27 protein-coding genes and 1 pseudogene are annotated in these 22,724 nt (G+C 72.4%); 12 read left to right on the top strand and 16 right to left on the bottom strand.

The genetic code is table 11. The annotated features are described in order from the left end of the window. Nucleotides 1-9: 9 nt before the first annotated feature. The 4 genes from AC0OLQ_RS30150 to AC0OLQ_RS30135 all read right to left on the bottom strand — a co-directional run bounded on the left by AC0OLQ_RS30150 (nt 10) and on the right by AC0OLQ_RS30135 (nt 4,562). Nucleotides 10-1,080, bottom strand: a complete 1,071-nt coding sequence (locus tag AC0OLQ_RS30150; protein WP_484529028.1) for a LacI family DNA-binding transcriptional regulator — start codon at nt 1,078-1,080, stop codon at nt 10-12. A gap of 62 nt (nt 1,081-1,142) precedes the next feature. Continuing rightward, the gene (locus AC0OLQ_RS30145; protein ID WP_357341600.1) at nt 1,143-2,102 is read right to left on the bottom strand and encodes a carbohydrate ABC transporter permease; all 960 of its coding nucleotides are present in this window, start codon (nt 2,100-2,102) and stop codon (nt 1,143-1,145) included. Nucleotide 2,103: 1 nt separating this feature from the next. Further along, nucleotides 2,104-3,150, bottom strand: coding sequence for a carbohydrate ABC transporter permease (locus AC0OLQ_RS30140; protein ID WP_357341599.1), 1,047 nt, complete (start codon nt 3,148-3,150; stop codon nt 2,104-2,106). A gap of 71 nt (nt 3,151-3,221) precedes the next feature. Continuing rightward, entirely contained in the window at nt 3,222-4,562 is a 1,341-nt protein-coding gene (locus AC0OLQ_RS30135; protein ID WP_262284678.1) for an ABC transporter substrate-binding protein, read from the bottom strand. Between the two features lie 262 nt (nt 4,563-4,824). Between AC0OLQ_RS30135 and AC0OLQ_RS30130 the strand changes: the two genes are divergently transcribed. Next, entirely contained in the window at nt 4,825-5,601 is a 777-nt protein-coding gene (locus AC0OLQ_RS30130) for a peptidoglycan DD-metalloendopeptidase family protein (RefSeq protein WP_357341598.1), read from the top strand. A 154-nt stretch (nt 5,602-5,755) separates the two neighbouring features. Here AC0OLQ_RS30130 and AC0OLQ_RS30125 read toward each other — a convergent pair whose 3' ends face one another. The 4 genes and pseudogenes from AC0OLQ_RS30125 to AC0OLQ_RS30110 form a co-directional block, all read right to left on the bottom strand. Continuing rightward, a complete protein-coding gene (locus tag AC0OLQ_RS30125; protein WP_165949678.1) occupies nt 5,756-5,902 on the bottom strand; it encodes a GPGG-motif small membrane protein in 147 nt (48 codons plus the stop codon). After that, nucleotides 5,893-6,670, bottom strand: a pseudogene (locus AC0OLQ_RS30120) (metallophosphoesterase family protein). Before AC0OLQ_RS30120 ends, AC0OLQ_RS30125 begins: the two are co-directional and overlap by 10 nt. A gap of 10 nt (nt 6,671-6,680) precedes the next feature. Continuing rightward, on the bottom strand, nt 6,681-6,890 hold the full coding sequence (locus tag AC0OLQ_RS30115) for a hypothetical protein (RefSeq protein WP_357341645.1): 210 nt from the start codon (nt 6,888-6,890) through the stop codon (nt 6,681-6,683). 56 nt (nt 6,891-6,946) lie between these two features. Continuing rightward, the gene (locus tag AC0OLQ_RS30110) at nt 6,947-7,633 is read right to left on the bottom strand and encodes a nucleotidyltransferase (protein ID WP_484529027.1); all 687 of its coding nucleotides are present in this window, start codon (nt 7,631-7,633) and stop codon (nt 6,947-6,949) included. 47 nt (nt 7,634-7,680) lie between these two features. Here AC0OLQ_RS30110 and AC0OLQ_RS30105 point away from each other — a divergent pair, with 47 nt between their 5' ends. Then, on the top strand, nt 7,681-8,412 hold the full coding sequence (locus AC0OLQ_RS30105; RefSeq protein ID WP_484529026.1) for a dTMP kinase: 732 nt from the start codon (nt 7,681-7,683) through the stop codon (nt 8,410-8,412). Here the strand turns inward: AC0OLQ_RS30105 and AC0OLQ_RS30100 are convergent. Further along, complete coding sequence (locus tag AC0OLQ_RS30100) at nt 8,397-9,086, bottom strand: SDR family NAD(P)-dependent oxidoreductase (protein WP_484529025.1); 690 nt, start codon at nt 9,084-9,086, stop codon at nt 8,397-8,399. The genes AC0OLQ_RS30105 and AC0OLQ_RS30100 overlap by 16 nt on opposite strands. A gap of 301 nt (nt 9,087-9,387) precedes the next feature. Between AC0OLQ_RS30100 and AC0OLQ_RS30095 the strand changes: the two genes are divergently transcribed. The 3 genes from AC0OLQ_RS30095 (at nt 9,388) to AC0OLQ_RS30085 (ending at nt 12,696) form a co-directional block, all read left to right on the top strand. Continuing rightward, nucleotides 9,388-10,302, top strand: coding sequence for a MurR/RpiR family transcriptional regulator (locus AC0OLQ_RS30095; protein WP_357341593.1), 915 nt, complete (start codon nt 9,388-9,390; stop codon nt 10,300-10,302). Continuing rightward, a complete protein-coding gene (murQ, locus tag AC0OLQ_RS30090) occupies nt 10,299-11,246 on the top strand; it encodes an N-acetylmuramic acid 6-phosphate etherase (RefSeq protein ID WP_357341592.1) in 948 nt (315 codons plus the stop codon). The genes AC0OLQ_RS30095 and murQ overlap by 4 nt, the downstream gene beginning before the upstream one ends. 460 nt (nt 11,247-11,706) lie before the next feature. After that, nucleotides 11,707-12,696, top strand: coding sequence for a sigma-70 family RNA polymerase sigma factor (locus tag AC0OLQ_RS30085; protein ID WP_208602949.1), 990 nt, complete (start codon nt 11,707-11,709; stop codon nt 12,694-12,696). A 70-nt stretch (nt 12,697-12,766) separates the two neighbouring features. Here AC0OLQ_RS30085 and AC0OLQ_RS30080 read toward each other — a convergent pair whose 3' ends face one another. Beyond that, on the bottom strand, nt 12,767-13,735 hold the full coding sequence (locus AC0OLQ_RS30080) for a C40 family peptidase (protein WP_357341591.1): 969 nt from the start codon (nt 13,733-13,735) through the stop codon (nt 12,767-12,769). Between the two features lie 491 nt (nt 13,736-14,226). Here AC0OLQ_RS30080 and AC0OLQ_RS30075 point away from each other — a divergent pair, with 491 nt between their 5' ends. After that, nucleotides 14,227-14,745 carry a DUF6232 family protein gene (locus tag AC0OLQ_RS30075; RefSeq protein WP_484529024.1) on the top strand — a complete coding sequence of 173 codons (519 nt, stop codon included), beginning with the start codon at nt 14,227-14,229 and terminating at the stop codon, nt 14,743-14,745. A 10-nt stretch (nt 14,746-14,755) separates the two neighbouring features. Here AC0OLQ_RS30075 and AC0OLQ_RS30070 read toward each other — a convergent pair whose 3' ends face one another. Next, the gene (locus AC0OLQ_RS30070) at nt 14,756-15,085 is read right to left on the bottom strand and encodes a DUF3817 domain-containing protein (RefSeq protein ID WP_456181308.1); all 330 of its coding nucleotides are present in this window, start codon (nt 15,083-15,085) and stop codon (nt 14,756-14,758) included. A 25-nt stretch (nt 15,086-15,110) separates the two neighbouring features. Then, nucleotides 15,111-15,530, bottom strand: a complete 420-nt coding sequence (locus AC0OLQ_RS30065) for a hypothetical protein (protein WP_484529023.1) — start codon at nt 15,528-15,530, stop codon at nt 15,111-15,113. Nucleotides 15,531-15,653: 123 nt separating this feature from the next. On the opposite strand from AC0OLQ_RS30065, the gene AC0OLQ_RS30060 reads away from it, so the two are divergent. The 3 genes from AC0OLQ_RS30060 to AC0OLQ_RS30050 are packed head-to-tail and all read left to right on the top strand — an operon-like array spanning nt 15,654 to nt 16,848. Then, entirely contained in the window at nt 15,654-15,953 is a 300-nt protein-coding gene (locus tag AC0OLQ_RS30060; protein ID WP_091269715.1) for a DUF6158 family protein, read from the top strand. Beyond that, complete coding sequence (locus tag AC0OLQ_RS30055; RefSeq protein WP_355644524.1) at nt 15,953-16,276, top strand: hypothetical protein; 324 nt, start codon at nt 15,953-15,955, stop codon at nt 16,274-16,276. Before AC0OLQ_RS30060 ends, AC0OLQ_RS30055 begins: the two co-directional genes overlap by 1 nt. Nucleotides 16,277-16,308: 32 nt before the next feature. Next, on the top strand, nt 16,309-16,848 hold the full coding sequence (locus tag AC0OLQ_RS30050) for a DUF1360 domain-containing protein (RefSeq protein WP_484529022.1): 540 nt from the start codon (nt 16,309-16,311) through the stop codon (nt 16,846-16,848). Between the two features lie 58 nt (nt 16,849-16,906). Here AC0OLQ_RS30050 and AC0OLQ_RS30045 read toward each other — a convergent pair whose 3' ends face one another. From AC0OLQ_RS30045 to AC0OLQ_RS30035, 3 genes are all read right to left on the bottom strand, one after another. Further along, nucleotides 16,907-17,116, bottom strand: a complete 210-nt coding sequence (locus tag AC0OLQ_RS30045; RefSeq protein WP_357341586.1) for a hypothetical protein — start codon at nt 17,114-17,116, stop codon at nt 16,907-16,909. Between the two features lie 39 nt (nt 17,117-17,155). Next, on the bottom strand, nt 17,156-17,380 hold the full coding sequence (locus tag AC0OLQ_RS30040; RefSeq protein WP_357341585.1) for a hypothetical protein: 225 nt from the start codon (nt 17,378-17,380) through the stop codon (nt 17,156-17,158). A 148-nt stretch (nt 17,381-17,528) separates the two neighbouring features. Continuing rightward, nucleotides 17,529-18,617: a 3-deoxy-7-phosphoheptulonate synthase gene (locus AC0OLQ_RS30035; protein ID WP_357341584.1), complete on the bottom strand. Its 1,089-nt coding sequence runs from the start codon at nt 18,615-18,617 to the stop codon at nt 17,529-17,531. Between the two features lie 480 nt (nt 18,618-19,097). Between AC0OLQ_RS30035 and AC0OLQ_RS30030 the strand changes: the two genes are divergently transcribed. Continuing rightward, on the top strand, nt 19,098-19,313 hold the full coding sequence (locus AC0OLQ_RS30030; protein ID WP_357341583.1) for a hypothetical protein: 216 nt from the start codon (nt 19,098-19,100) through the stop codon (nt 19,311-19,313). Here AC0OLQ_RS30030 and AC0OLQ_RS30025 read toward each other — a convergent pair. Further along, nucleotides 19,280-20,002 (bottom strand): phosphodiesterase, encoded by a 723-nt coding sequence (locus AC0OLQ_RS30025; protein ID WP_484529021.1) that lies wholly within the window; start codon nt 20,000-20,002, stop codon nt 19,280-19,282. The two genes, AC0OLQ_RS30030 and AC0OLQ_RS30025, sit on opposite strands and share 34 nt — an antisense overlap. 81 nt (nt 20,003-20,083) lie before the next feature. Here AC0OLQ_RS30025 and AC0OLQ_RS30020 point away from each other — a divergent pair, with 81 nt between their 5' ends. Then, the gene (locus AC0OLQ_RS30020; protein WP_484529020.1) at nt 20,084-21,376 is read left to right on the top strand and encodes a M16 family metallopeptidase; all 1,293 of its coding nucleotides are present in this window, start codon (nt 20,084-20,086) and stop codon (nt 21,374-21,376) included. Then, entirely contained in the window at nt 21,373-22,719 is a 1,347-nt protein-coding gene (locus AC0OLQ_RS30015; RefSeq protein ID WP_484529019.1) for a M16 family metallopeptidase, read from the top strand. Before AC0OLQ_RS30020 ends, AC0OLQ_RS30015 begins: the two co-directional genes overlap by 4 nt. Nucleotides 22,720-22,724: the final 5 nt, after the last annotated feature.

Genomic DNA, 22,724 nt, shown 5'->3' with positions numbered 1-22,724 from the left:
CGAATCCGTTCAGTTTGCCCGGGGCGGCGCGGTCGATTCACGCACCACCAGGCGAGTGGGCAGGATCACCGAGGCCGGCGACCCGTCGTCGGTGTCGGCGCCGCGCGGCGCCGGCACCAGCCCCGGGTACGCGTGGGCGGCGCGCCCGCCCAGCGGGTCGAGGAGCATCCGCGCGGCGATCAGCCCCTGCTCCGCCGCCGGTTGGGCGATCGTGCTCAGCCCGAGCGCGCCGGCCAGGTCGTGGTCGTCGATGCCGATCACGCTGACGTCCTGCGGCACCCGCAACCCCGCGTCGCGCAGCGCGGTCATCGCGCCCATCGCCATCTCGTCGCAGGCGGCGAAGATCGCGGTGGGCGGCTCTCCCCGGGCCAGCAGTTCGGCGGTCGCCCGGGTGCCGCCGTCGACGGTGAACTGCGACTCGACGTCCAGGCTCGGGTCGGGCCGGAGCCCGGCCGCGCGCAGCGCCTCCTCGTAGCCGCGTCGCCGGTCCAGGTGGGTGGTGAAGGCCAGCTCGTCGTCCGGGTCGCCGGAGATGTGCGCGATCCGGGTGTGGCCGAGGTCGAGAAGGTGGCGGGTGGCGGTCCGCGCCGCGGCCACGTCGTCGATCCGGACGCAGGGCCAGCCGGGCACCCCGCTGCCGGAGCTGATGGTCACGCCGGGCAGGGCCAGCTTGGTCAGCGCGGTCAGGTCGGCCGGGCGCAGCGGGGTGGCGACCAGGATGACCGCGTCGACCCGCTTGTGCAGGCTGGCCGGGTGCAGCACCCGCTGCCGGGTCTGTTCCCGCCCGCCGAGGTTGTAGAGCAGCAGGTCGTAGCCGTTCTGGTGGAGGAAGTCCTCGACCGCCTCGACCACGGTGCCGAAGAACCAGCGGGTGATCCGGGGGACCACCACCGCCACCGTGCCGGTCTTCCCGCCGGCCAGTCGGGAGGCGCTCGGCGAGACGGCGTACTGGAGCTGCTCGGCGGCGGCGAGGACCCGGCGCCGCGTCGCGGCCGAGACCGTCGGCAGGCCGCGCAGCGCCCGGGAGACGGTGGCCGTGGAGACCCCGGCCAGTCGGGCGACATCGTCAATCTTCGTCATCGGTTCCCCGCTCCGACCCGCGCCCGCCGCCGCCGGAGAACCGGCGGCGGCGGAGCATCGGATCAGCCCTTGACGCTGCCGGCGAGCAGGCCCCGCACGAAAAAGCGCTGGAGGGACAGGAACACGATCAGCGGTACGACGATCGACACGAACGCGCCGGCCGTCAGCCGCTGCCACTCGTTGCCCCGGGTGCCGGCCAGCTCGGCGAGCCGGACGGTGAGCGGGGCGGTCTCGTCGCCGCCACCCGCGAAGATCAGCGCGACCAGCAGGTCGTTCCAGACCCAGAGGAACTGGAAGATGCCGAACGCGGCCAGTGCCGGGGTGATCAGCGGCAGGACGATGGTGCGGAAGATCTTCGGGTGGGTGGCCCCGTCGACCCGGGCCGCCTCCATCAGGTCCCCCGGGAGCTGCGCGATGAAGTTGTGCAGCAGGAACACGGCGAACGGGAGCGCGAAGCAGGTGTGCGCGAACCACACCTGGGCGAACTTCTGCTCGTCGACCAGGTCCCAGGCGGGGAGCACCTGGACCCCGGCGATGGTGACGCCGGTGGAGAAGAACTTCAGCAGCGGCACGAGAGCCATCTGCAGCGGCACGATCTGCAGCGCGAAGATGGCGATGTAGACCCAGTCCCGCCCCTTGAAGTTCATCCACGCGAGCGCGTACGCGGCCAGCGAGGCGAACGCCAGCGGGAAGAGCACCGACGGGATGGTGATCGCCAGCGAGTTGATGAAGTAGCTGGCCAGCTGCCCCGACGAGCCGGTGCTGAACAACACCTCCTGGTAGTTCTCCAGGGTGAACTGCGGGTCGCTGAAGAACGTCCACCAGCCGGTGGTCTTGATCTGGTCCTCGGGCCGGATCGAGGAGATGAACAGGCCGAAGGTCGGGATCGTCCAGAGCAGCGCGATGACGATCGAGACCAGCGTGGCGGTGCGGCTGTTCAGCCGCTTGCGGACCCGGGCGGCCCGGCTGGGCGTCCCGGTGGCCTGGACGCCGGCTCCGACGGTGGGGGTGGCGGTGGTCATCTCAGCCCTCCCGCTGCTGACGCAGGTTGCGGATCTGGTAGATCACGATCGGGATGACCAGGACGAAGAGGAAGACCGCGAGCGCGGAGCCCTGCCCGTTCTCCTGGTACCGGAACGCCTGGTTGTACATCTCGGTGGCGATCACGTTGGTGTCGTAGTTGCCGTTGGTGGCGGTCCGGACGATGTCGAAGACCTTGAGCGTGGCGATCGAGAGCGTCACCACCACGACGATCAGCGCCGGCCGGATGCTCGGCATGGTGATCTGCCAGAACATCTGCCACGGGGAGACCCCGTCGAGGCGGGCCGCCTCGACGATGTCGGCCGGGATGGCCTTGATCGCCGCGGAGAGCACCACCATGGCGAAGCCGGCCTGGATCCACACCATGATCACGATCAGCAGGAAGGTGTTCAGCGGCGATTCCAGCAGCCACTGCTTCGGCTCCCCGCCCAGACTCACGACGATCTGGTTGAGCAGGCCGATCTGGTCGCTGTCGCCGCGGTAGGCGTAGACGAACTTCCAGATGATGGCGGCGCCGACGAACGAGATCGCCATCGGCAGGAAGATCAGGGACTTGGCCACCGCCTCGAACCGGGCCTTGTCCACGAGGACGGCGTAGATCAGGCCGAACGCGGTGGCCAGCAGCGGCACGAGGAGCACCCAGACCAGGCTGTTGATCAGCACCCGGACGATCGAGTCCTCGGAGAACATCCAGGTGTAGTTGGCCAGGCCCACCCAGTTGCTGCTGTCCTTGTCCATGAACGAGAGGAGGGTGGTCCGGATCGCCGGCACCACCAGTCCGACGATGAGAAACAGCAGTGTCGGCAACAGGAAGAAGAGCGCGATCACGCCTTCCCGCGGCTTGCGCCGGCGGGGCAGGGACGCGCCGCTCGCCACGGCGGCGACCAGCCTCTCCTCCCGTCGGCGGGCGAACCAGGCCGGCACCACGTCGAGGAGCAGGAGCAGCCCGCCCACCACCGCGACGAAAGCGATCAGCCCGTACATCAGCATGAGGAACTTCGGCTGTTCCGCCGCGAAGTCGAACTCCATCGACCCTCCCTCAAGGGTTCGGTTGCGGGCGGTGGCCCGGCCCGCGTCGCGGACCGGGCCACCGCCTCAGATCACTTCCAGCTGCTCTCGATGCCGTTCAGCACCGTGGTGGTGTCCTTGCCGTTGATCCAGTCGACCATGCCCTTCCAGAAGGTGCCCGCGCCGACCGCGGCCGGCATCAGGTCCGAGCCGTCGAACCGGAACTCGGTCTTCGGGTCCTGCAGGATCTGGACGGAGAGCTTGTCCACCGGGTTCGGGACGTTGTTGATGTCGAGCTTCTTGTTCGCCGACAGCCAGTCGCCGATCTTGGCGCGGCTGTTGACGTACTCGCCGGAGGCCAGGTAGGTCTGCACCGCCTGGACCTCGGGACGGTCCGCGAAGGCCGAGACGAACTCACCGGCGCCCAGCACCGGCTTGCCCTTGGCCGGGTCGACGGCCGGGAAGTAGAACGCGAAGACGTCGCCGTCCTCGGCCACCTTGGTGCCCTCCGGCCACTGGTTGGCGTAGAAGGACGCCTGGCGGTGCATGGCGCACTTGCCGGTGGTGATCGGCGTGCCGGCCTCCTGGAAGGAGGTGGTGGCGATGCTCTTCACGCCGCCGAAGCCGCCGTTGACGTACTTCTCGTTCTTGAGGATGCTGCCGGCCTTGTCGACCGCGTCGGCGACCTTCGGGTCGTTGAACGGGATGCCGTGGGTGGTCCACTGGTCGTAGACCTCCACCCCCTGGGTGCGCAGCAGCACGTCCTCGATCCAGTCGGTGGCCGGCCAGCCGGTGGCGTCACCGGACTCGATGCCCGCGCACCACGGCTTGGTGCCGCTCGCCGCGATCTTGTCGCTGAGCGCGATGAGCTCGTCCCAGGTGGTCGGGACGGTCCAGCCCTTCTCCTTGAAGGTCTTCGGCGAGTACCACACGTAGGACTTCACGTTGGAGCCGAGCGGGACGCCGTAGAGCTTGCCGTCCACGGTGCTGTACTTCAGCCAGTCGGGGGAGAAGTTCTGCTCGGCCAGCGCCTTGGTGTCGGCGCCGACCGTCTTGAGCTTGCCCGCGTCGGCGAACCGCTTGAGCAGGCCCGGCTGCGGGATGAAGGCCAGGTCGGGAGCGTTGCCGCCGTCGACCCGGACGCCCAGCTGGGCCTCGAACTCGCCCGAGCCCTCGTGGTCGATGTCGATGCCGGTGCAGTCCTCGAACTGCTTCCAGGACTGGTCCAGGCGGTCGGCCTCGATGTCCCGGATCGACGAGTAGATCGTGACCTTCTTGCCGTCGTGGCCCTGGTACTTCTCGTATGCGGCGCACTCGGGCGAGCTCGCCTTGCTGCTCTTCTTGTCGTTGCCGGTGCCGCAGGCGGTGACGCCGAGCGCCAGCCCCAGAACGCCGGCGATCGCGAGAGCCTGGCGTGATCTGGCAAACGCCATGCCGATCTCCTTCCTTGCCGGCGCGTGGAGGAAATCGAACTCGCGCCGGTCCGATGGTCGTCCACACATGTAAGCGCTTGCATCCCGTCCGGTCCACCCCCTGGCGGACACGGCCCGGTAACAATCCGGAAACCCGCTCACCGGCCGTGGACGCGCTCCCACGCTCCGCTGACACGGTGACCTGCGCAGGCCTTCCCATCGATGGAACTTTCTGCCACCCTGTCCCTATCGGATCGAAAACTTTCAACATAGGAGGCAATGGATGCGCAAGCGCTGGTTCAGCCTCGCGGCGGTGACGGCCGTCCTCGTGGCCCTGGTGCCGGCGGCGCCGGCCATGGCCGCGCCGACGTTCAAGGTCCCGTTCCCCTGCAACCAGTCCTGGTCCGGCCAGACCCGGTCCGACCACAGCCCGCCCTACGCCGTCGACTTCAACCGCACCGACGACCTCGGCGACCCGGTGGTGGCCAGCGCGCCCGGCACCGTCGACCGGGTGACGGACCTCGGCAGCACCAGCTACGGCAAGTACGTCCGGATCGACCACGGCAACGGCTACACCACCTACTACGCCCACCTGAGCAGCTTCAACGTCTCCGTCGGGCAGACCGTCGGCTACGGCCGGGTGATCGGCTACGTGGGCAGCACCGGCGGCTCGACCGGCCCGCACCTGCACTACGAGCAGCGGCTCAACGGCAGCGACGTCCAGGTCCGGTTCAACGGGGCGCTCGCCCTCTACTGGGGCACCAAGACCTACACCAGCGACAACGGCTGCTCCGGCGCCAACACCGGTGCCGGCACGGTCAACACCGCCTCCGGCGTGGCGCTGACCGTCCGCTCCGGCCCGGGCACCGGCTACAGCGCGGTCGGCACGGTGGCCGACGGCGCGAGCGTCACCATCTACTGCCAGACCAGCGGCACCTCGGTCTCCGGCACCTACGGCACCAGCTCGATCTGGGACCGGATCGGCTCCGGCCGGTACATCTCCGACGCGTACGTCTACACCGGATACGACGGCTACATCCCGAGCGTGCCCCGCTGCTGACCTGACCGGCGCGGGCCGTCGGTCCCGCGCAGCGGACAAACCGGGGCCGCCGCAGCACAGCGCCGGGGTCGCCGGGTCCGGCCGCTCCTGTCTGGGAGGACGGAGCTTTCGAACCCGACGACCCCGGCGGGTCAGGGGTGGTGGGAGGTCGGCGCTAATTGTTGAAGATGCTGACGCCGCCCGGGCCGACCAGCAGGCCGACGACGATGAGGACGATGCCCCACAGGATCTGCCGGCGGAACAGCGCAAGGATGCCGGCGACCACCAGTACGACTGCGAGAATCCAGAGAATCAGCTCCATGTCGGCTGGATACCCGTCCGTCGGATCCCGGAAACCTGCTTCTCAGCCCAGATGATCACCCACGTGGAAGATGCTGTACGCCTGCTTGATGACCGGGTGCGCGACGTTGCGGACCCGCACGCCGCCCGGGGTGGTGCCCCGCTCGGTGCCGTGGTGGGCGTGCCCGTGCAGGGCCAGCGCGGTGGGCGCCGAGTCGATGGCCTGGCCGAGCTGGTAGCAGCCGAGGAACGGGTAGATCTCCAGCGGCTCGCCGGCGAGCGTGTCCGGCACGGGGGAGTAGTGGGTGAGCGCGACCAGCAGGTCGCAGTCGAGCCCGCGCAGTGCCGCGCCGAGGGCGTCCGCACTCTCCTTGGTGGTCTGGACGAACGCCTTCATCTCCGGCTCGCCGAAGTCGCTGGCGCACCGGCCGGCGAACCCGCCGCCGAACCCCTTCGCCCCGGCCACGCCGAGCCGCCCGCCGGCGCACTCCAGCACGATCCCGGTCCCCTCCAGCACGGTGATCCCGGCGTCCTCCAGCACCTTCACCACCTGCGGCACCTGGTCGCAGTGGTGGTCGTGGTTGCCGAGCACGGTGATCACCGGAACGCCGAGGTCGCCGAACTCCTGCGCCACGCACCGTGCCTCGGACTCGGTGCCGTGCCGGGTCAGGTCCCCGGCGAGCAGGAGCGCGTCGGCACAGTCGGGCAACTCCTCCAGCGCGGGCCGGAAGCGGCCGACCACGTCCTCGTCCAGGTGCACGTCTCCGACGGCGGCGATCCGGATCACCATCGAACCTCCCTCACGGCAACTCCTCGACCTGGGTGGGGGCCTGCGTGCGGATCACGCCGATGTCGCTGGTGACCGGCACGTCCGGGAAGCGCTCGGTGACCCGCCGCAGGATCTCCTCCCGCCGGTGCGGGCTCTCCACCTCGCCGTAGAGCACCAGGCCGCGCTCGCGGCGCACCACGGTGATGCCCTGTTCGGCGACATCCGGGTCCTCGGCCAGCATGCTCTGGATCTCGGCCTCGACGTACTCGTCGGGCGGCCCGCCGGCGTGGTGCTCGGTCACGGTGTCTCCCTTCCTCCGGTCGCGCCGCCGGGCAGCACGTCCAGCCGGTCGAGCAGCACCAGGAACGCCTCGGCGTACGGCGAGTGCTGCGTCTCCTTCCGTACCCGTTCCCAGTCGATCTGTTCTCGCAGTGAACGGGCCAGCGGCAGGGCCCGGGCGAAGTCGCAGTAGTGCTGGGAGAAGCTGAGCAGCTTGTGCACCATGAGCTGGCTGGCCGAGAGAACCGGCATGTGGATGGCGTCGACCGGCCGCACGATGGTGTCGGTGAAGGTCTCCTCGGTCACCGGGGTCTCGATCGGCCGGTGGATCAGGTCCACCATCCGACCCTCGTCGTAGACCTTGACCAGCCAGTCCTCCGGGGGGCGTTCGGCGGTGAAGCCGGCCTCGACCAGGGCCTCCAGGGCGCGGTCCACGTCCTGTTGCCGGATCAGGAAGTCCACGTCGTGGTCGCTGGAGTGGCCGCCGTGGGCGTACACGGCGAAGCTGCCGCCCAGCGCGAAGGGGATCTCGGACTGCTTGAGCACGGCGGCGACCTTCTTCAGCGTGTGCACCAGGGTCTCGTCCCCGCGCTCGGCCATCTGGGTCTCCCGTCGTCGTAGGTGGCGGTGGGAATGAAGTTGCGTACCCGGCGAACGGGGCGGCCACACATGTTGCGGGCGCGGCCCGCCGTGGTGGGGACACATCCGGACAAACCACCGAAGGTGAGCACGGGTCGGATAGCCTCGACAGGGTGGCCAGGTCACTGCGGGTGCGGCGCGGCAGGGCCCGACTGCGCGCCGTCGCCCTGATCGGCATCGACGGCTCGGGCAAGACCACCCAGGCTCACCGGCTCGCCGAGGCGCTCAGCGCCGCGGGCCACCCCGCCACCTACCACCGCAACGCCGGCGGCCGCCGCTGGCTCGGCCGGCTGGCCCAGCGACTCGGCCGGCCCGACGCGCAGCGGCTCGTCGGGCGCAACGGGCTGCTCGCCCTGGAGTCCGTGCTCCGCTGGCTGGCCATCGCGCTCGCCCTGCTCACCTGCCTGGTGACCGGCCGCACGGCGGTGATGGACCGCTGGTCCGCCTGCCAGTACGCCAGCATCCGGGCGCACGGCGGGCAGCGCTGGGAGCGGCTGGCCCGGGCCGGCTACCGGGTCTTCCCGCCGCCCCGGGTCACCATCCTGCTGACCGTGGACCCGGTGGAGGCGTACCGGCGGATCGAGCGGCGCGGCACCGACCACGAGAGCATGCAGTGGCTCAGCGCGGCGGCCACCGCCTACCGGACCCTGCCGGAGTACGGCAGCTTCGTGGTGGTGGACGGCAGCGGCAGCCCGGAGGAGGTGTCCCGCCGGATCCGCGCGCACCTGACCGAGTGGCTCCCCGGCGATCCGCCCTCGCCGACCGGCCCGACCCCGGGCGGCACCCGACCGCCGTCCGGCGGGGCCGGTCCCACCGAACCGGTCCCGGCTCAGGCCCGCCCGTAGACCGGGATGCTCGCCCCGCTGGTCGGGGCCGAATCGTCCGAGGCCAGGAAGCGGATCACCGCGGCGATCTCGGCCGGCGGGACCCAGCGCCGGTGGTCGGCGTCCGGCTGGGCTGCCCGGTTGGCCGGTGTGTCGATCACGCTGGGCAGCACCGTGTTGCAGCGCACCCCGCGCGGCCGGTACTCCACCGCCACGGCGTTGGCGAAGGCCTGCACGGCCGCCTTGGCGGTGGCGTAGCCGGCCGCGCCGGGAAACGGGGCCACCGCGGCCCGCGCCGACACGCAGACCACCGCGCCGCCGCCGGCCGCCACCAGGTGCGGCAGCGCGGCCTGGGTGACCAGGTACGTGGGGCGCAGGTTGAGCCGCAGCATCCGGTCGAACTCCTCGATCGGGGTCTCGTGCACCAGCCCGCCGCTGGCGTACCCCCCGACCAGGTTGACCACGGCGCGCAGCGGCGCGGTCGGCTCGTCGGTGGCGGCGGCCACCGCCCGCGCGACCCCGGCGGGGTCCAGCAGGTCGGCCGCGACGCGGACCGGCCCAGCGGCCGCGGGCGCCGTCCCGGCACCCTCCCGTTCGGGTACGACCACCCGCCAGCCGGCCTCCAGGAAGGCGGCGGTGACCGCACCGCCCAGCCCGCCCGTCCCCCCGGTCACCAGCACCGTGCGCTCCGCCATGGGCACACGCTAACCGCCCGGCCCGGCTGGCGGTGAAAGGGGGCGTGATCCGGCCCGGTCGATGTCGGTCGGTCGGTGGGGCCGGCCGACCGGTGACCTCGGCGCGGCCGTCCGGACGGCCCGGCGGGCACGACCGCCGGAGCGGCCGTCGGCCGGCGCGACGGAGTCGACCGGAGCGGAGGAGGTGGCCGGGCTGCGGGAATGGGACCCTTGGCACGGCGGACGGGCGCGGAAGGCGGTACTTTTCCCGATACGCGGCGTCATGGTTGACGCTCACGCCTCGTGAAAGTAAGTTTCATCCGTGGCGAAGAGTCCGAAGATTTCTGCGAGTCACGAGCCCGGTGGACTGATCGTCCACATCAGCGGCCTCCTGCCCTCGCTGTCCCCGGCTGAGCAGCGGGTGGCCCGGCTGGTCGTCGCCGACCCGGCCGACGCCGCCCGGCGCACCATCACCGACCTCGCCACCGCCGCCCAGACATCCGAGGCCACCGTCATCCGGTTCTGCCGGTCGGTCGGCATGGACGGCTACCCCCAGCTGCGCATCCGGCTCGCCGCCGAGGCCGCCCGCCGGATCGAGCCACCGGACGCCCGCGTGGTCGGCGGCGACATCCCGCCCGGCGCCGACCTGGCGCAGATCATCGCCACCATCGCGTTCAACGACGCGCGGGCCGTGGAGGAGACCGCCGAGCAGCTCGACCCGGCCGTCTGCGAGCGGGTGGTCGAGGCGATCGGCGGGGCCGGCCGGATCGACGTCTACGGCGCCGGCGCCAGCGGCTTCGTCGCCTCGGACTTCCAGCAGAAGCTGCACCGCATCGGCCGCACCGCCTTCTACTTTCCGGACGTGCACACCGCGCTCACCTCGGCCGCACTGCTCGGCCGGGGTGACGTCGCGGTCGGCATCTCGCACACCGGCACCACCTCGGACGTCATCGAGGTGCTCGAACAGGCCCGCGCCCGGGGCGCCACCACGGTCGCGCTGACCAACTTCCCCCGCTCGCCGATCACTGAGGTCGCCGACCACGTGCTGACCACCGCGGCCCGGGAGACCACCTACCGCTCCGGCGCGATGGCCAGCCGGCTGGCCCAGTTGACCGTGGTCGACTGCCTCTTCGTCGGGGTGGCCGCCCGGAACCGGGCCAAGGCCAGGAAGGCCCTGGAGGTGACCGCCGAGGCGGTCCAGTCGCACCGGGTCGGCGCCGGCCGGAGGCGGGCATGACGGCGGGGCGGGTGGAGCGGGACGAGATCGCCGCGGTGCGGCCCGTGGTCCGGGTGGGCGCCCCCACCGAGCGGCGCAACCCGCACAGCCTCGACCTCGACCTCATGTCGACCCGGGACGTGCTCACCGTCATCAACGAGGCGGACCGGCGGGTGCCCGCCGCCGTGGCCGCCGTCCTCGACGAGATCGCCGAGACCGTCGACCTGGCCGTCGCCGCGCTGCGCGGCGGCAACCGGGTGCACTACTTCGGCGCCGGCACCTCCGGCCGTCTCGGCGTGCTGGACGCCGCCGAGCTGGCTCCCACCTTCAACTCGCCGCGGCACTGGTTCTGCGCCCACCTGGCCGGCGGCCCCGAGGCCATGTGGCGGGCCGTCGAGGACGCCGAGGACGACGAGCGCGGCGGCGCCGCCGAGGCCGCCGACTGCGTACGCCCCGGCGACCTGGTGGTCGGGCTGGCCGCCAGCGGGCGCACCCCGTACGTCCTCGGGGCGCTCGCCGCAGCCCGGGCGCAGGGGGCCGCGACCGTGCTGCTCTGCGCCAATCCGGAGGCCGAAGCCGCCGGGTCGGTCGACGTCTTCATCGGGGTGGACACCGGACCGGAGGTGGTCACCGGGTCGACCCGGATGAAGGCGGGCACCGCGCAGAAGTTGGTGCTCAACACGTTCTCGACGGCCGTCATGGTGCGCCTCGGCCGGGTCTACTCGAACCTCATGATCGACATGGTGGCCACGAACGCCAAGCTGCGTGGCCGGATGATCTCGATCCTCATGGAGGCCACCGGCTGTGCCGAGGAGATCTGCCGCAGCGCCCTGAACGAGGCGGACGGCGACCTCAAGACCGCCCTCGTCTCGCTGGTCTCCGGCGCCGAGGTCTCCGCCGCCCGAGCCGCCCTGGCCCGCTCCGCCGACCAGGTACGCGGCGCGCTCGCCCTGCTCGCCTCCTGACGCCTTCGCCCCGCCGGGTCCCCTCCCGGCGGCCTCCGCACCACGGGTGCGACGCGTATCACGTGGCGGGAGGGACGTCTCGCCCGGTGCGGATTGTTCAACCAGGCGTGGGGTAATCCTCACCGGTGGCTGAACCGACGGGTCCGCGGGCGCGTATCTCGCAGTGACCAGGATCGCAATGATGTGGTGACGCGGGTCGCTGTGTTCATGGAATTCGCAATGGTGCGATTTCCTGAGCGGACGACGATTCCGCTGCTCCGACGCCTCCTGGCCGGGGCGCACGCGAGCCACCCGGGCAGGGGTCCTGACAGCAAACATGGACCGGGCTCTCAGCTACTACTCAGGCATTCGTGACAGTTTCGACTCACGACATGGAATCCCCGACGCGTCTCATCTGTTGTGTAGGTGTCAGCACCTGCGGGCACAGCGGAGGTTACGGGGAGGGCTGATGAACGTGGGGATGGCAAGGAACCGGGCAACCGGCGCGAGCGAGGGGACCGTGGCAATCGTGGACAAGAACATCGGCATGCGTACCGACGAGGTCGCCGAGGAGCGGGACCTGGTCGGCGTCTACCTGCACGAGATCTCCCGGACGCCGCTGCTGGACGCCGCCAAGGAGGTCGATCTCTCCAAGGCGATCGAGGCCGGCCTCTACGCCGAGCACCTGCTCGGCGAGGACCGCGTCCCCGCCGGCGTCGACCGGGAGGACCTGGAGCGGCTGGTCGTCGAGGGTGAGCGCGCGAAGGACCTGTTCATCCGCGCCAACCTGCGACTGGTCGTCTCGATCGCCCGCCGCTACGTGCGGTCGGGCATGCCCATGCTGGACCTGATCCAGGAGGGCAACACCGGCCTGGTCCGGGCCGTCGAGAAGTTCGACTACGAGCGTGGCTACAAGTTCTCCACCTACGCGACCTGGTGGATCCGTCAGGCCATCAGCCGGGCGATCGCCCAGCAGGAGCGCACCGTGCGGCTGCCCGTGCACCTGGTCGAGGACGTCAACCGGATGCGCAACGTGGCCCGGCAGCTCACCCGTGAGCTGGGCAGCGACCCGGAGCCGGAGCAGATCGCGGCGGCGCTCGGCGTCACCGTCGAGCGGGTCAACGAGCTGCGCCGCTGGTCGCAGGACACCGTCTCGCTGGACACCCCGGTGGGCGACGACGGCGACACCAACCTCGGCGACCTGGTCGCCGACAGCGACGCCCCGTCGCCGGAGGAGATCGTCCTCACCGGCCTGGAGCGGCAGCGGATCGAGGGTCTGCTCAACCACCTCGACGACCGTTCGGCCGGCATCATGCGGGCCCGCTACGGCCTGGAGGACGGGCGCGAGCACTCGCTGACCGAGGTCGCCTCGCGGTTCTCGCTCTCCCGCGAGCGGATCCGCCAGCTGGAGATCCAGGCCCTCGGCCGGCTCCGTGAGCTGGCCCGCGCCGAGGGGCTGCAGGCGGCGTGAGCTGGTAGTAATGGATTGAACGAACGGCCGGCGTCCGATAGGGGGACGCCGGCCGTTCGTCGTCTCGGGGTCAGCGCACCCGGCCGTAGCCGGCGATGCTCATGATGTCCATGTCCCGCTTGTTGACGTTGCGGCCCGCGCTGGGCGCGTCGATGATCTGGCCCCCGCCCACGTAGATGGCCACGTGGCCGAGGCCGGAGTAGAACACCAGGTCGCCGGGTTGCAGCGAACCGCGACTGATCCGTGAGGTGGCGTCCCACTGCATCGCCGCGTTGTGCGGCAGGGACTTGCCGGCGGCCCGCCAGGCCGCCAGGGTCAGGCCCGAGCAGTCGTAGCTGCCGGGGCCGTCGTCGCCGTAGCCGTACGGTTTGCCGATCGCACCGTAGGCGTAGCGCACGGCCACGCCGGCCGAGCCGGAGATGGCCGGGGCGCTGCCGGCGGAGCTGGACTTCGCGGGCGCCTCGGTGGCCCGGCCGTACGCCTTCCGGCGCAGCTCGTAGAGGCGGGCCAGGTCCGCCTCGATCTTCTTCTTCCCGACGGTCAACTGCTTGGCCTGCGCCGCCTCCCGGGCCAGCGTGGCGTCGAGCCGGGTCTTCTGGTCGATCAGCCGGCGCTGGTTCTCGGTGAAGCCGGCGATGGTCTGCTGCCGCTGGCGGGTCAGCTGGTCCAGGGTGCCCAACCGGTCCGGCAGCGTGGCCGGCCCGCCCGGCTCCAGCAGGGCGTGCGCGGTGCGCATGCCCCCGGTCTTGTACGCGGTCGCGGCGAGGACGCCCACGTCGGCGCGGCTCCGCTCGGCCTGCTCCTGCAGCGGGCCGATCCTGGCCTGCAACGTGGCCGCGGTGGCCTTGTTGGCCTTGATCTCCTCGTTGAGCTTGTTGTACGACTCGACGATTCGCTCCAGCTCAGTCGAGGACTTCTCGATCTGCTTCGTCAGCTCGGCGGGGGTGGGCTCGGCGCGAGCCACCGACGCCGGGGCGAGCAGCGCGGCCGAGAGGCCGGCGACCGCCAGCGAGCGCAGCAGGATCCGTAAGGACGACAAGAGCGGAAGGCTCCTCTCCGACTCCTCGCCGGGCGGCGCGCGCGACCCGGCGACACCGGCCCGGGGCCATCCGGGTGGATGGCGGTCGACCGGACCAGCCTGCCCAACCTAACCCGTGACCGGTGTGGCGGTGAGTTGAAGCAGGGGCGAAAGTTGGCAAAGTGCCAGGAAGTGCCGCCGGTACGGGTGACGCTTCGTGACCGGTTCGCGGGCGGGCCGTCGCGGAACGGGCGCGCGGTGGGCGTATCGCGCCACTGGCCCGATTCGTCGTTCTGGGCGGATGTCGCCAGGCAACGCTCCGCAAAGTCACGACAAAGGCGGATATCGATCCCGTTTCCCGGCGCGACCCTCTCCGGTGGCAGGCGGGTGGCCAGGGAAAACGCCCGGCCGGGGTGGCGGGCCCGCAACACAATGAAGCGCGGAGCCCGGGAATCCCGCGCGGCAGCATCGGCGGCGCGGCACCCGGCCCCGCGATTCCCCGGGAGGCCGCCGTGCAGACCGATGGCTCCACCACCCGCCCGCCCCGGTCACCGGGCTCGACCACACCGACCCTGCTCTACGCCCGGCCGGGCATCGTGGTCACCGGCGAGCGCTTCACCGTCGGCCGCAAGAGTTGGCCGGTCGCCGACATCACCCAGCTCTGGACGGCCCGCGGCCCGCAGGACCGGCTCGCCCTCCGGGCGGTCGCCGTCTCCGCCGCCCTGATCGGCGCGGTCGGCCTGCTGCTCGGCTTCACCGGCGGGCTGCAACGGCTCACCGCGGCGGCGTACCTCACGCTGGGCGCGGTGGGGCTGCTGCCACTGCTGCTCGTGCTGGTCGGGGACCGCTGGCGGCCCCGGGCGCACGAGCTGTGGGGACGGCTCGGCGGCGGCGAGGTGCTGCTGTTCAGCAGCGACGACGAGCGGCAGTTCGGTCAGGTCACCCGGGCCCTGCAACGGGCCCGGGAGGGGGTACGCCACGGCGGCTGGACGGACCCGCCGGCGGCCCAGCCGTGGCGGCCGAACCGCTGACCGCCCCGGGTCAGCCGGCGACCGGCTCCGGGGTCCGCTTCGGCTGCTCGGCGGCCAGCCAGTGGCTCACCCGGCGCTCGGCGTAGAACGAGACGAACGGCACGGTGCCGGCGAGCATCACCAGCAGCATCCGCTTCAGCGGCCAGTCGGCGCGGCGCGACAGGTCGAAGGTGAGCGCCAGGTAGATCATGTACAGCCAGCCGTGGGCGGTGCCGACCACGGCCACCACGGTCGGGTTGTCGAAGCCGTACTTCAGCGGCATGCCGATCAGGACCAGCACCACCAGCGCGACGCCCACGATCCAGGCGATCACGCGGTACCGGGTAAGGGCTCCGCCCACCGTCGTCCGTCCTTCCGCACCGGCCTCAGCCGGGATAGTCGCCGGGCCTCGCGCCCGGGTTGGCGTTCAACCAGGAAAGGTAGCGGTTGTACGCGGCAAGTTCGCCGTCGTCGACCCCGTCGACCGGGGCGGCCGGCACCCGGCTGACCCGCACCGGCCGGCGTACCGCCGGGTTGGTGGCGGCCGGCTCGGGGTCGGCGGCCGCCGGCGGCGCCGGGGTGGCCCGCTGCTCGCGTGTGGCCCGCAGCGTGTGCCGCAGCTCACGCCACCAGACGAAGATCACGAAGCCGGCGAAGACCGGCCACTCGATCGCGTAACCGAAGCTCAGCGTGTTGCCCCCGGCGGCCCGGGTGACCTGCCACCAGCCCAGCCCGAGGAAGCCCACCACCAGCACGACCATGGCCACGTGGCGAGCGATCCACGCCGGTGTCCAGAGCCGCTTCATGCCATCGAGGGTACCGGGCCCGCCGGCCGTCTCCGACGCGGCGTCGTAGGTGGGTCGGGGTTTGGTGACACCCCGGCTGGGCATCCGTCTAGACGCCAGCCCGAACGAGACGAGGGGGCGACGATGACCGAATCAGTACGCCGTGACGCCAGTCCGGAGCAGCGGGTGACCGAGTGGGACGGCGATCACGCGCGCACCCAGGACGTGGACGGTGAGCTGCTCGGGGTGGACCCCGCCGAGCTCGGCGACGAGGACCTGATCCGGGAGATGCAGAGTCTGCACCGGACCCGGCTGGACACCCTCCGGCACGCCACCGACTCGGCGCTCGCCAACCACCTGCGCCGCACCGCCGAGCTGGAGACCGAGTACCTGGCCCGGCACCCGGGCCGGGAGGTCGACCCGAGCCGGCTGCGGGACGCCTGATGGCCAGCCACGCCGAGCGCGGCATGTCCGCGCCGCCCGAGGTGGTCTTCAACACCGCCACGGACCCGGACCGGTCGTCGGCCTGGCTGCCCGAGGAGCTGCGCCGGTCCGGCACCCACCGGGTCGAGGTGGTCGACGCCGAGGACATGCGGGCGCGCTGGAGCTCCGAGTCCGCCGGCTGGTCGGCGGACATCGACGTCGAGCCGGCCGACGCCGGTGGCGCCAGGGTGCGGCTGGACCTCAACGGCACCGACCACGGGATGGCCGACGAGATCCTGGCCAGCCTCGCCCGCGAGGTGGCCGACAACCTGACCGCCGGCTGAGCCGGCACCGCCACGACGATCGAGGAGGCCGGGTGACCGGGAGTGGCCTGAAACAGAAGGTGGCGCGGATACGCCAGGCGTACGCGCCGCACGAGCACCGGCCGCTCGGCGGCTACCTGTTGGCGATGGGCACCTACGGCGCCGTCACCGCGTCGCTGGTCGGCCTGGTCAAGGCGACCGGCCGCCCGGTGCCGGAGCGGCCCTCGGCCGGCGATGTCGTGCTGCTCTCGATCGCGACCCACAAGCTGAGCCGGCTGCTCTCCAAGGACGCGATCACCAGCCCGCTGCGCGCGCCGTTCACCCGGTACGACCACCCGATCGGCAGCGGCGAGGTGATGGAGGAGGTCCGGGACCAGGGCAGCCCGACCCGGCACGCGGTTGGCGAGTTGGTGAGCTGCCCCTTCTGCCTGGCCGTCTGGGTGGCCACCGGCCTCACCGGCGGGCTGGTGCTGGCACCCCGGCTGACCCGGCTGGTCGCCACCGCGCTGACCGCGGTGGCCGCCTCCGACTTCCTCCAGATGGGTTACGCGGCGGCCCAGCAGGCGGCCGAGGGCGGGCACCAGGCGGAGTGACCTCACGACGGAAAGGGGGCCGGCGCACCGCGCCGGCCCCCTTTTGTGTTCGCTCCGCTCAGGTGGGTGTGGTGCCGTGGTCCTCGCCGGCCCAGCCGCGCGACGCCTCCGGCTCCCGCTCGTCGCGGTCCTCGCCGGTGATGATGTCGTCGGCGACCGCGGTCTCGTCGTGCTCGCCGGCGAAGTCGGGGTCCGGCAGCGTGTCCGTGCCCTCCGGTGGCTGGCCGAGCGCCGGGGGATGCTCGTGTTCCTGGTTACGGTCGCTCATCGCGCTGTCCTCTCCGTCCTCGGGCCGTCCGCGGAACGCTCAGCCCGCCGTCCCGCCGAGCAGGTCGGCCGCCTCGTCGACCGCGTACTCACCCTCGGGCAACGCCGCGATCCGGGACAGCAGTTCGGCGGGAAGTTCGGCGGACACCGCCCGGCGGTAGATGTTCGCCTGGGTGACCCGCTCCTGGCCGCGGAAGATGTCGTCGAGCAGTTCGTCGAGCTGCCGGGTCTCCGGCTGCTCGGTCACGGGCGCGTCGTCGGTCACGCCGATCAGCTACCCGGGCCCGAATCGGTCAAACGTCGCCACCCGCCCCGACCCCATCCCGTTGATCATGAGGTTGGCGGCAGTAAACCGCCGCCAACTTCATGATCAACGGCCGCCTGACGGCTGGGGTGGGGCGGGTGGGGGTGCTTCAGGCGGGGGTGGGGAGGGTGGCGCGGCGGGTGCGGACCGCCTGGGCGAGGTGGTCGAGGACCTCGGCGGTGGTGTCCCAGCCGATGCAGGCGTCGGTCACCGACTGGCCGTAGGTCAGCCGGCGGGTGGGGTCGAGGTCCTGGCGGCCGGGCTGGAGGAAGCTCTCCAGCATGATGCCGACGATGCCGCGCTGACCGGCGGCGAGCTGGGCGGCCACGTCGGCGGCGACCACCGGCTGGTTGCGGTGGTCCTTGCCGCTGTTGGCGTGGCTGGCGTCCACCACCACCCGCTCGGGCAGCCCGGCCGCGCGCAGCAGGTCGAGCGCACCCGCCACCGACTCCGCGTCGTAGTTGGGCCGGCCACCGCCGCCGCGCAGCACCAGGTGACCGTCGGCGTTGCCCCGGGTGTGCATGATCGCCGGGGTGCCGGAGACGTCGATGCCGGGGAAGACGTGCGGCACGCCGGCCGCCCGGATCGCGTCCACCGCCGTGGCGATGCTGCCGTCGGGGCGGTTCTTCATGCCGATCGGCATGGACAGCCCGGAGGCGAGCTGGCGGTGCACCTGGCTCTCCACGGTCCGCGCGCCGATCGCGCCCCAGGCCACCGTGTCGGCGATGTACTGGGGGGTGATCGGGTCGAGGAACTCGCACCCGACCGGCAGGCCCAGCCGTAGCACGTCGAGCAGGAGCGCCCGCGCGGTGCGCAGGCCGGTGTTCACGTCGCCGGAGCCGTCCAGGCCCGGGTCGTTGATCAGACCCTTCCAGCCCACGGTCGAGCGCGGCTTCTCGAAGTAGACGCGCATCACCACGAGCAGGTCGTCGGCGAGCCGGTCGGCGGCCTGGCGCAGCCGGCCCGCGTACTCCAGCGCGGCGGCGGGGTCGTGCACCGAACAGGGGCCGACCACGACCAGCAGCCGGTCGTCGGCGCGGTCGAGCACCCGGCCGACGGCACGCCGGCCGGCCACCACGGCCTCGGCGAGGGACTCCTCGAGCGGCAGGTGGTGGTGCAGCAGGGCCGGGGTGGTCAGCGGCACGACACGGTCGATCCGCTGGTCGATGACCCGATGGACATCCGGGGTCGTCGTCACGGTGGGGTTCCTTCCGCCGACCGTGCCCGGGGCCGGCGCCCGGGATCGAGCCGGCTGCTCGTACGCGAAAGGGCAGGGAATCATCCCTGCCCGGCCGGCTCGAAGAGGAGTGACGTCAGCTCATGGTTGAGTCACCGGCTCCTCCAGCCGGCTGCCTAAACCATCGATACGACCGCGTCACGCCCGCCAGCGTACCCGACGGGATGCGCGGGTCTCACCCGCTCGTCGGGCAAGCCGCGTCTCATGTTGACGCTGATCGATGGAACGCCGGGTAACGCGGGCGGCACCGGACGTGTCCGCCGGCCGTCCGCGCGCGTTGATCGCAGGGCTGGGCCGGCCGGTCGTCCCGATATCCGGGAGGCGGGCCGCCGGTGGGGCCATCACGGGGTGCGGGAACGGTGGGCCGAATGATCTGCTCCGCGTACCGCATCGTGGGAGGCACGGGGTTCCGCGGTCTTCCGGCGGGGGTATGGGAACGGCATGAGCCAGGAGCAGAGCGACCAGGACCGGATCGAGTCCCGGGCCCACCTGCTGCCCGAGGAGGCGGCGGTCGGCAGCGAGGACCCGGAGGCGCAGGCCGACGGGATCCTCGCCGAATCGGACATCCGGGAGGAGGACCGCAACGCCGCCCCGGACACGGTGCTGGAGCACCGGACGTCCGATCAGACCGTGACCCCCGTCGAGCCGCCCGACTGAGCCGTGGCGCCGCGGGCCCGCTGGGAACCCCGGTAGGTGGTGTCCCGCAACCAGGCGAGCGGACCGACCACCCGCAGGCCCGGCGGCACGTTGCCGATCGGATCGAAGGCAAGCGCGGCGTCCTCCCGGGCGCCGCGCCGGCCGTCCAGCCGCACCTCGCCGAACGGTCGCCACGGCCCGACCGCCGAGGCCACCGCCAGCACGAGCCGCGGCCCGTCGTCGCCGGCCACCGCCGACAGCCCGGCCAGACCGCGGCCCAGCTCCGGCGAGTCCGGGTCGGCCAGCACCGCCAGGTACAGGCGCCGCCGGCCCGCCCGGAACGACATGATCGAGCTGTACGTCCCGGTGAAGCGACGGCGCGGCAGCGGCAGGTGGCGCAGCACCGGCGCGGCCCCACTCGAACTCGCCAGCAGGTCCACCGGCCGCTCCGGGTCGCGGTGCAGCCGGATGCCCACCCCGAGCACGTCCGGCCAGCTCCCCGGGGTGGGCACGCCCTTGGACAGCCGGACCGTCGCCGGCCACCGCCCGGGCAGGTCGAGCAGCGGCACGCCGGTCGGCGGGCCCGGCGTACCCCAGATCAGCACCTCGGCGGAGAAGGTGCGGCCGGCGGGATGCAGCAGCCGGGCGTGCCGGAGCCGGGCCAGTGCGGCGGCGGCGCGTTCGACCGCGGACGATGCGGGGGAGGACATGTCGGGCGAGTACCCCGGCACGCGGGGACGATGCTCCCCGCGCGTCACCTTTCCACCCGCGAGATCGGATAGCGTCGTGCCATGCCCGACAGCGGTTACCCCTGGCCGATCGAGACGACCCGACTGGACAACGGTCTACGCGTGGTGGTGAGCGAGGACCGCACCGCCCCCGCGGTCGCCGTGAACCTCTGGTACGACGTGGGTTCCCGCCACGAGCCGGCGGGCCAGACGGGCTTCGCCCACCTCTTCGAGCACCTGATGTTCGAGGGCTCGGTCAACGTGGCGAAGACCGAGCACATGAAGCTCATCCAGGGCTCCGGCGGCTCGCTCAACGCCACGACCAACCCGGACCGGACCAACTACTTCGAGACGGTCCCGGCCGAGCACCTGGAGTTGGCGCTCTGGCTGGAGGCCGACCGGATGGGCGGGCTGGTCCCGGCGCTGACCCAGGAGACGCTGGACAACCAGCGGGACGTGGTCAAGAACGAGCGGCGCCAGCGCTACGAGAACGTGCCGTACGGCGACGCCTGGCTGCGGCTGCTGCCGCTGCTCTACCCGCCCGGCCATCCGTACCACCACGCCACGATCGGCTCGATGGCCGACCTGAACGCCGCCGACCTGGCCACCTTCCAGGCGTTCCACAGCACCTGGTACGCGCCGAACAACGCGGTCCTCACCGTGGTCGGCGACACCACCGCCGCCGAGGTGTTCGCGCTGGCCGACAAGTACTTCGGCGCCCTGCCGCCGCGCGACGACATCCCGGCCGCCCCGGACGGGCGCACCGTCCCGCCCACCGGGCAGCCCGCGGCGGAGACGGTCACCGCCGACGTGCCCGCTCCCCGGGTCTACCTGGCGCACCGCACCCACCCGTTCGGCACGCCCGGCTACGACGTGACCACCGTGCTCGCCACCGTGCTGGGCAGCGGCCGGGGCAGCCGGCTCTACCAGCGGCTCGCCGACGGCGAGCGGATCGCCCAGCCGGACCTGGTCGGGGCGTACGGGGTGGACCTCGCGCACGGCCCGGCGCCGCTGATCGCCACCGCCACGGCCCGCCCCGGGGTGACCGGGGAGCGGCTGCGCGAGGGGCTGACCGACGTGGTCGACGAGCTGGCCACCGTGCCGGTGACCGCCGCCGAGCTGGACCGGGCCAAGGCGCTGCTGAGCACCATGTGGTGGCGGCAGATGTCCACGGTGGACGGGCGGGCGGACACCCTCGGCCGGTACGCCACCCAGTTCGGCGATCCGGCCAAGGCCGCCGAGCGGCTGCCCGCCTGGCTCGCCGTCACCGCGGAGCAGATCGCCGAGCAGGCCGCCGAGCTGCTCGGCCCGGCCGACCGGGCGACCCTTTCCTACCTGCCCGAGGAGACCTCATGACGCTGATCACCGCCCGTCCCGGCCCGGGTGCCGCCCGCCCGTACCGGTTCCCGCAGGTGGTCCGCCGGTCCGCCGCCGGCGGGCAGGTCGTCGCCGCGCACCTGCCCGGGCAGAACCTCGCCGTCGCGCTGCTGCTGCTCGACGGCGGCGCCGCTCGGGAGCCGGTCGGCAAGGAGGGGCTCGGCGGGGTGCTGGCCAAGGCGCTGGAGGAGGGGACCGCGCAGCGGGACGCCACCGCGTACGCGCTGGCCATCGAGGCGCTCGGCACCGAGCTGGTGACCGGCCTGGACTGGGACTCCTTCCAGATCAGCGTGCAGGCGCCGGTGGACCGGCTGAGCGCGGCCGTGGAACTGCTCGCCGAGGCGGTGCGGACGCCGAAGCTCGACCCCGCCGACGTGCGCCGCGTCCGCGACGACGAGGCGACCGCGCTGCGGATGGACTGGGCGAACCCCGGTCCCCGAGCCGACGCCGTGCTCCGCGCCGACCTCTTCGGCGCGGACAACCGCTGGGGCCGCCCGCTCTACGGCGACCCGGAGAGCGTGGCCGCCCTGGACGTGGACGACGTGACGGTCTTCCACTCCGAGTGGCTCATCCGCCCCGGCACGCTGATCGTCGCCGGTGACCTGGAGCGGATCGACCTCGACGCGCTCGCCGCGACGGTGTTCACCGGGGCGGGCGGCGGCCCCGTGGACAAGGGCGGCCCGATCGAGGTGCCGGTGTCGGACCGGCGGCGAATCATCCTGGTCGACCGTCCCGGCTCGGTGCAGTCCACGCTCCGCCTCGGGCACCCGTCGCCGCACCGCGCCCACCCGGACCACGTGCCGATGACGCTGGCCGGCACGGTGCTCGGCGGGGCGTTCACCTCGCGGCTCAACCACCTGATCCGCGAGGTGCGCGGCTACACGTACGGGATCCGGGGCGACTTCGCCTCGTCCCGCCGGTTCGGCCGGTTCGCGATCAGCTCCGGGGTGCAGACCGCGGTGACCGCGCCGGCCCTGGTCGAGGCGGTCGGCGAGGTGTCGCGTACCCGGCTGACCGGGGTGACCGAGGACGAGCTGGCGGTCGCCCGCTCCTGGCGGGCCGGCCAGCTCTCGGTCGAGCTGCAGAGCCCCCGGGCCATCGCCTCGGCGCTGACCACGCTGGTGGTGCACGACCTGCCGGACGACTACCACGCCCGGCTGCGCGAGGCGCTGCTCGCCGCGACCGTCGAGGAGGTCTCCGCGGCGGCCGCCGCCCACCTGCACCCGGAGTCGCTCACCATGGTCGTCGAGGGCGACTCGGCGGTGATCCGGGACGAGCTGGTGGCCGCCGGCCTCGGCGAGGTGGTCGACCACACCGCCTGACGGCG

The organism is Micromonospora sp. Utrum1, assembly GCF_057197805.1.
The sequence above is the reverse complement of the archived record's forward strand: the minus strand, read 5'-3'. Positions and strand labels throughout refer to the sequence as shown.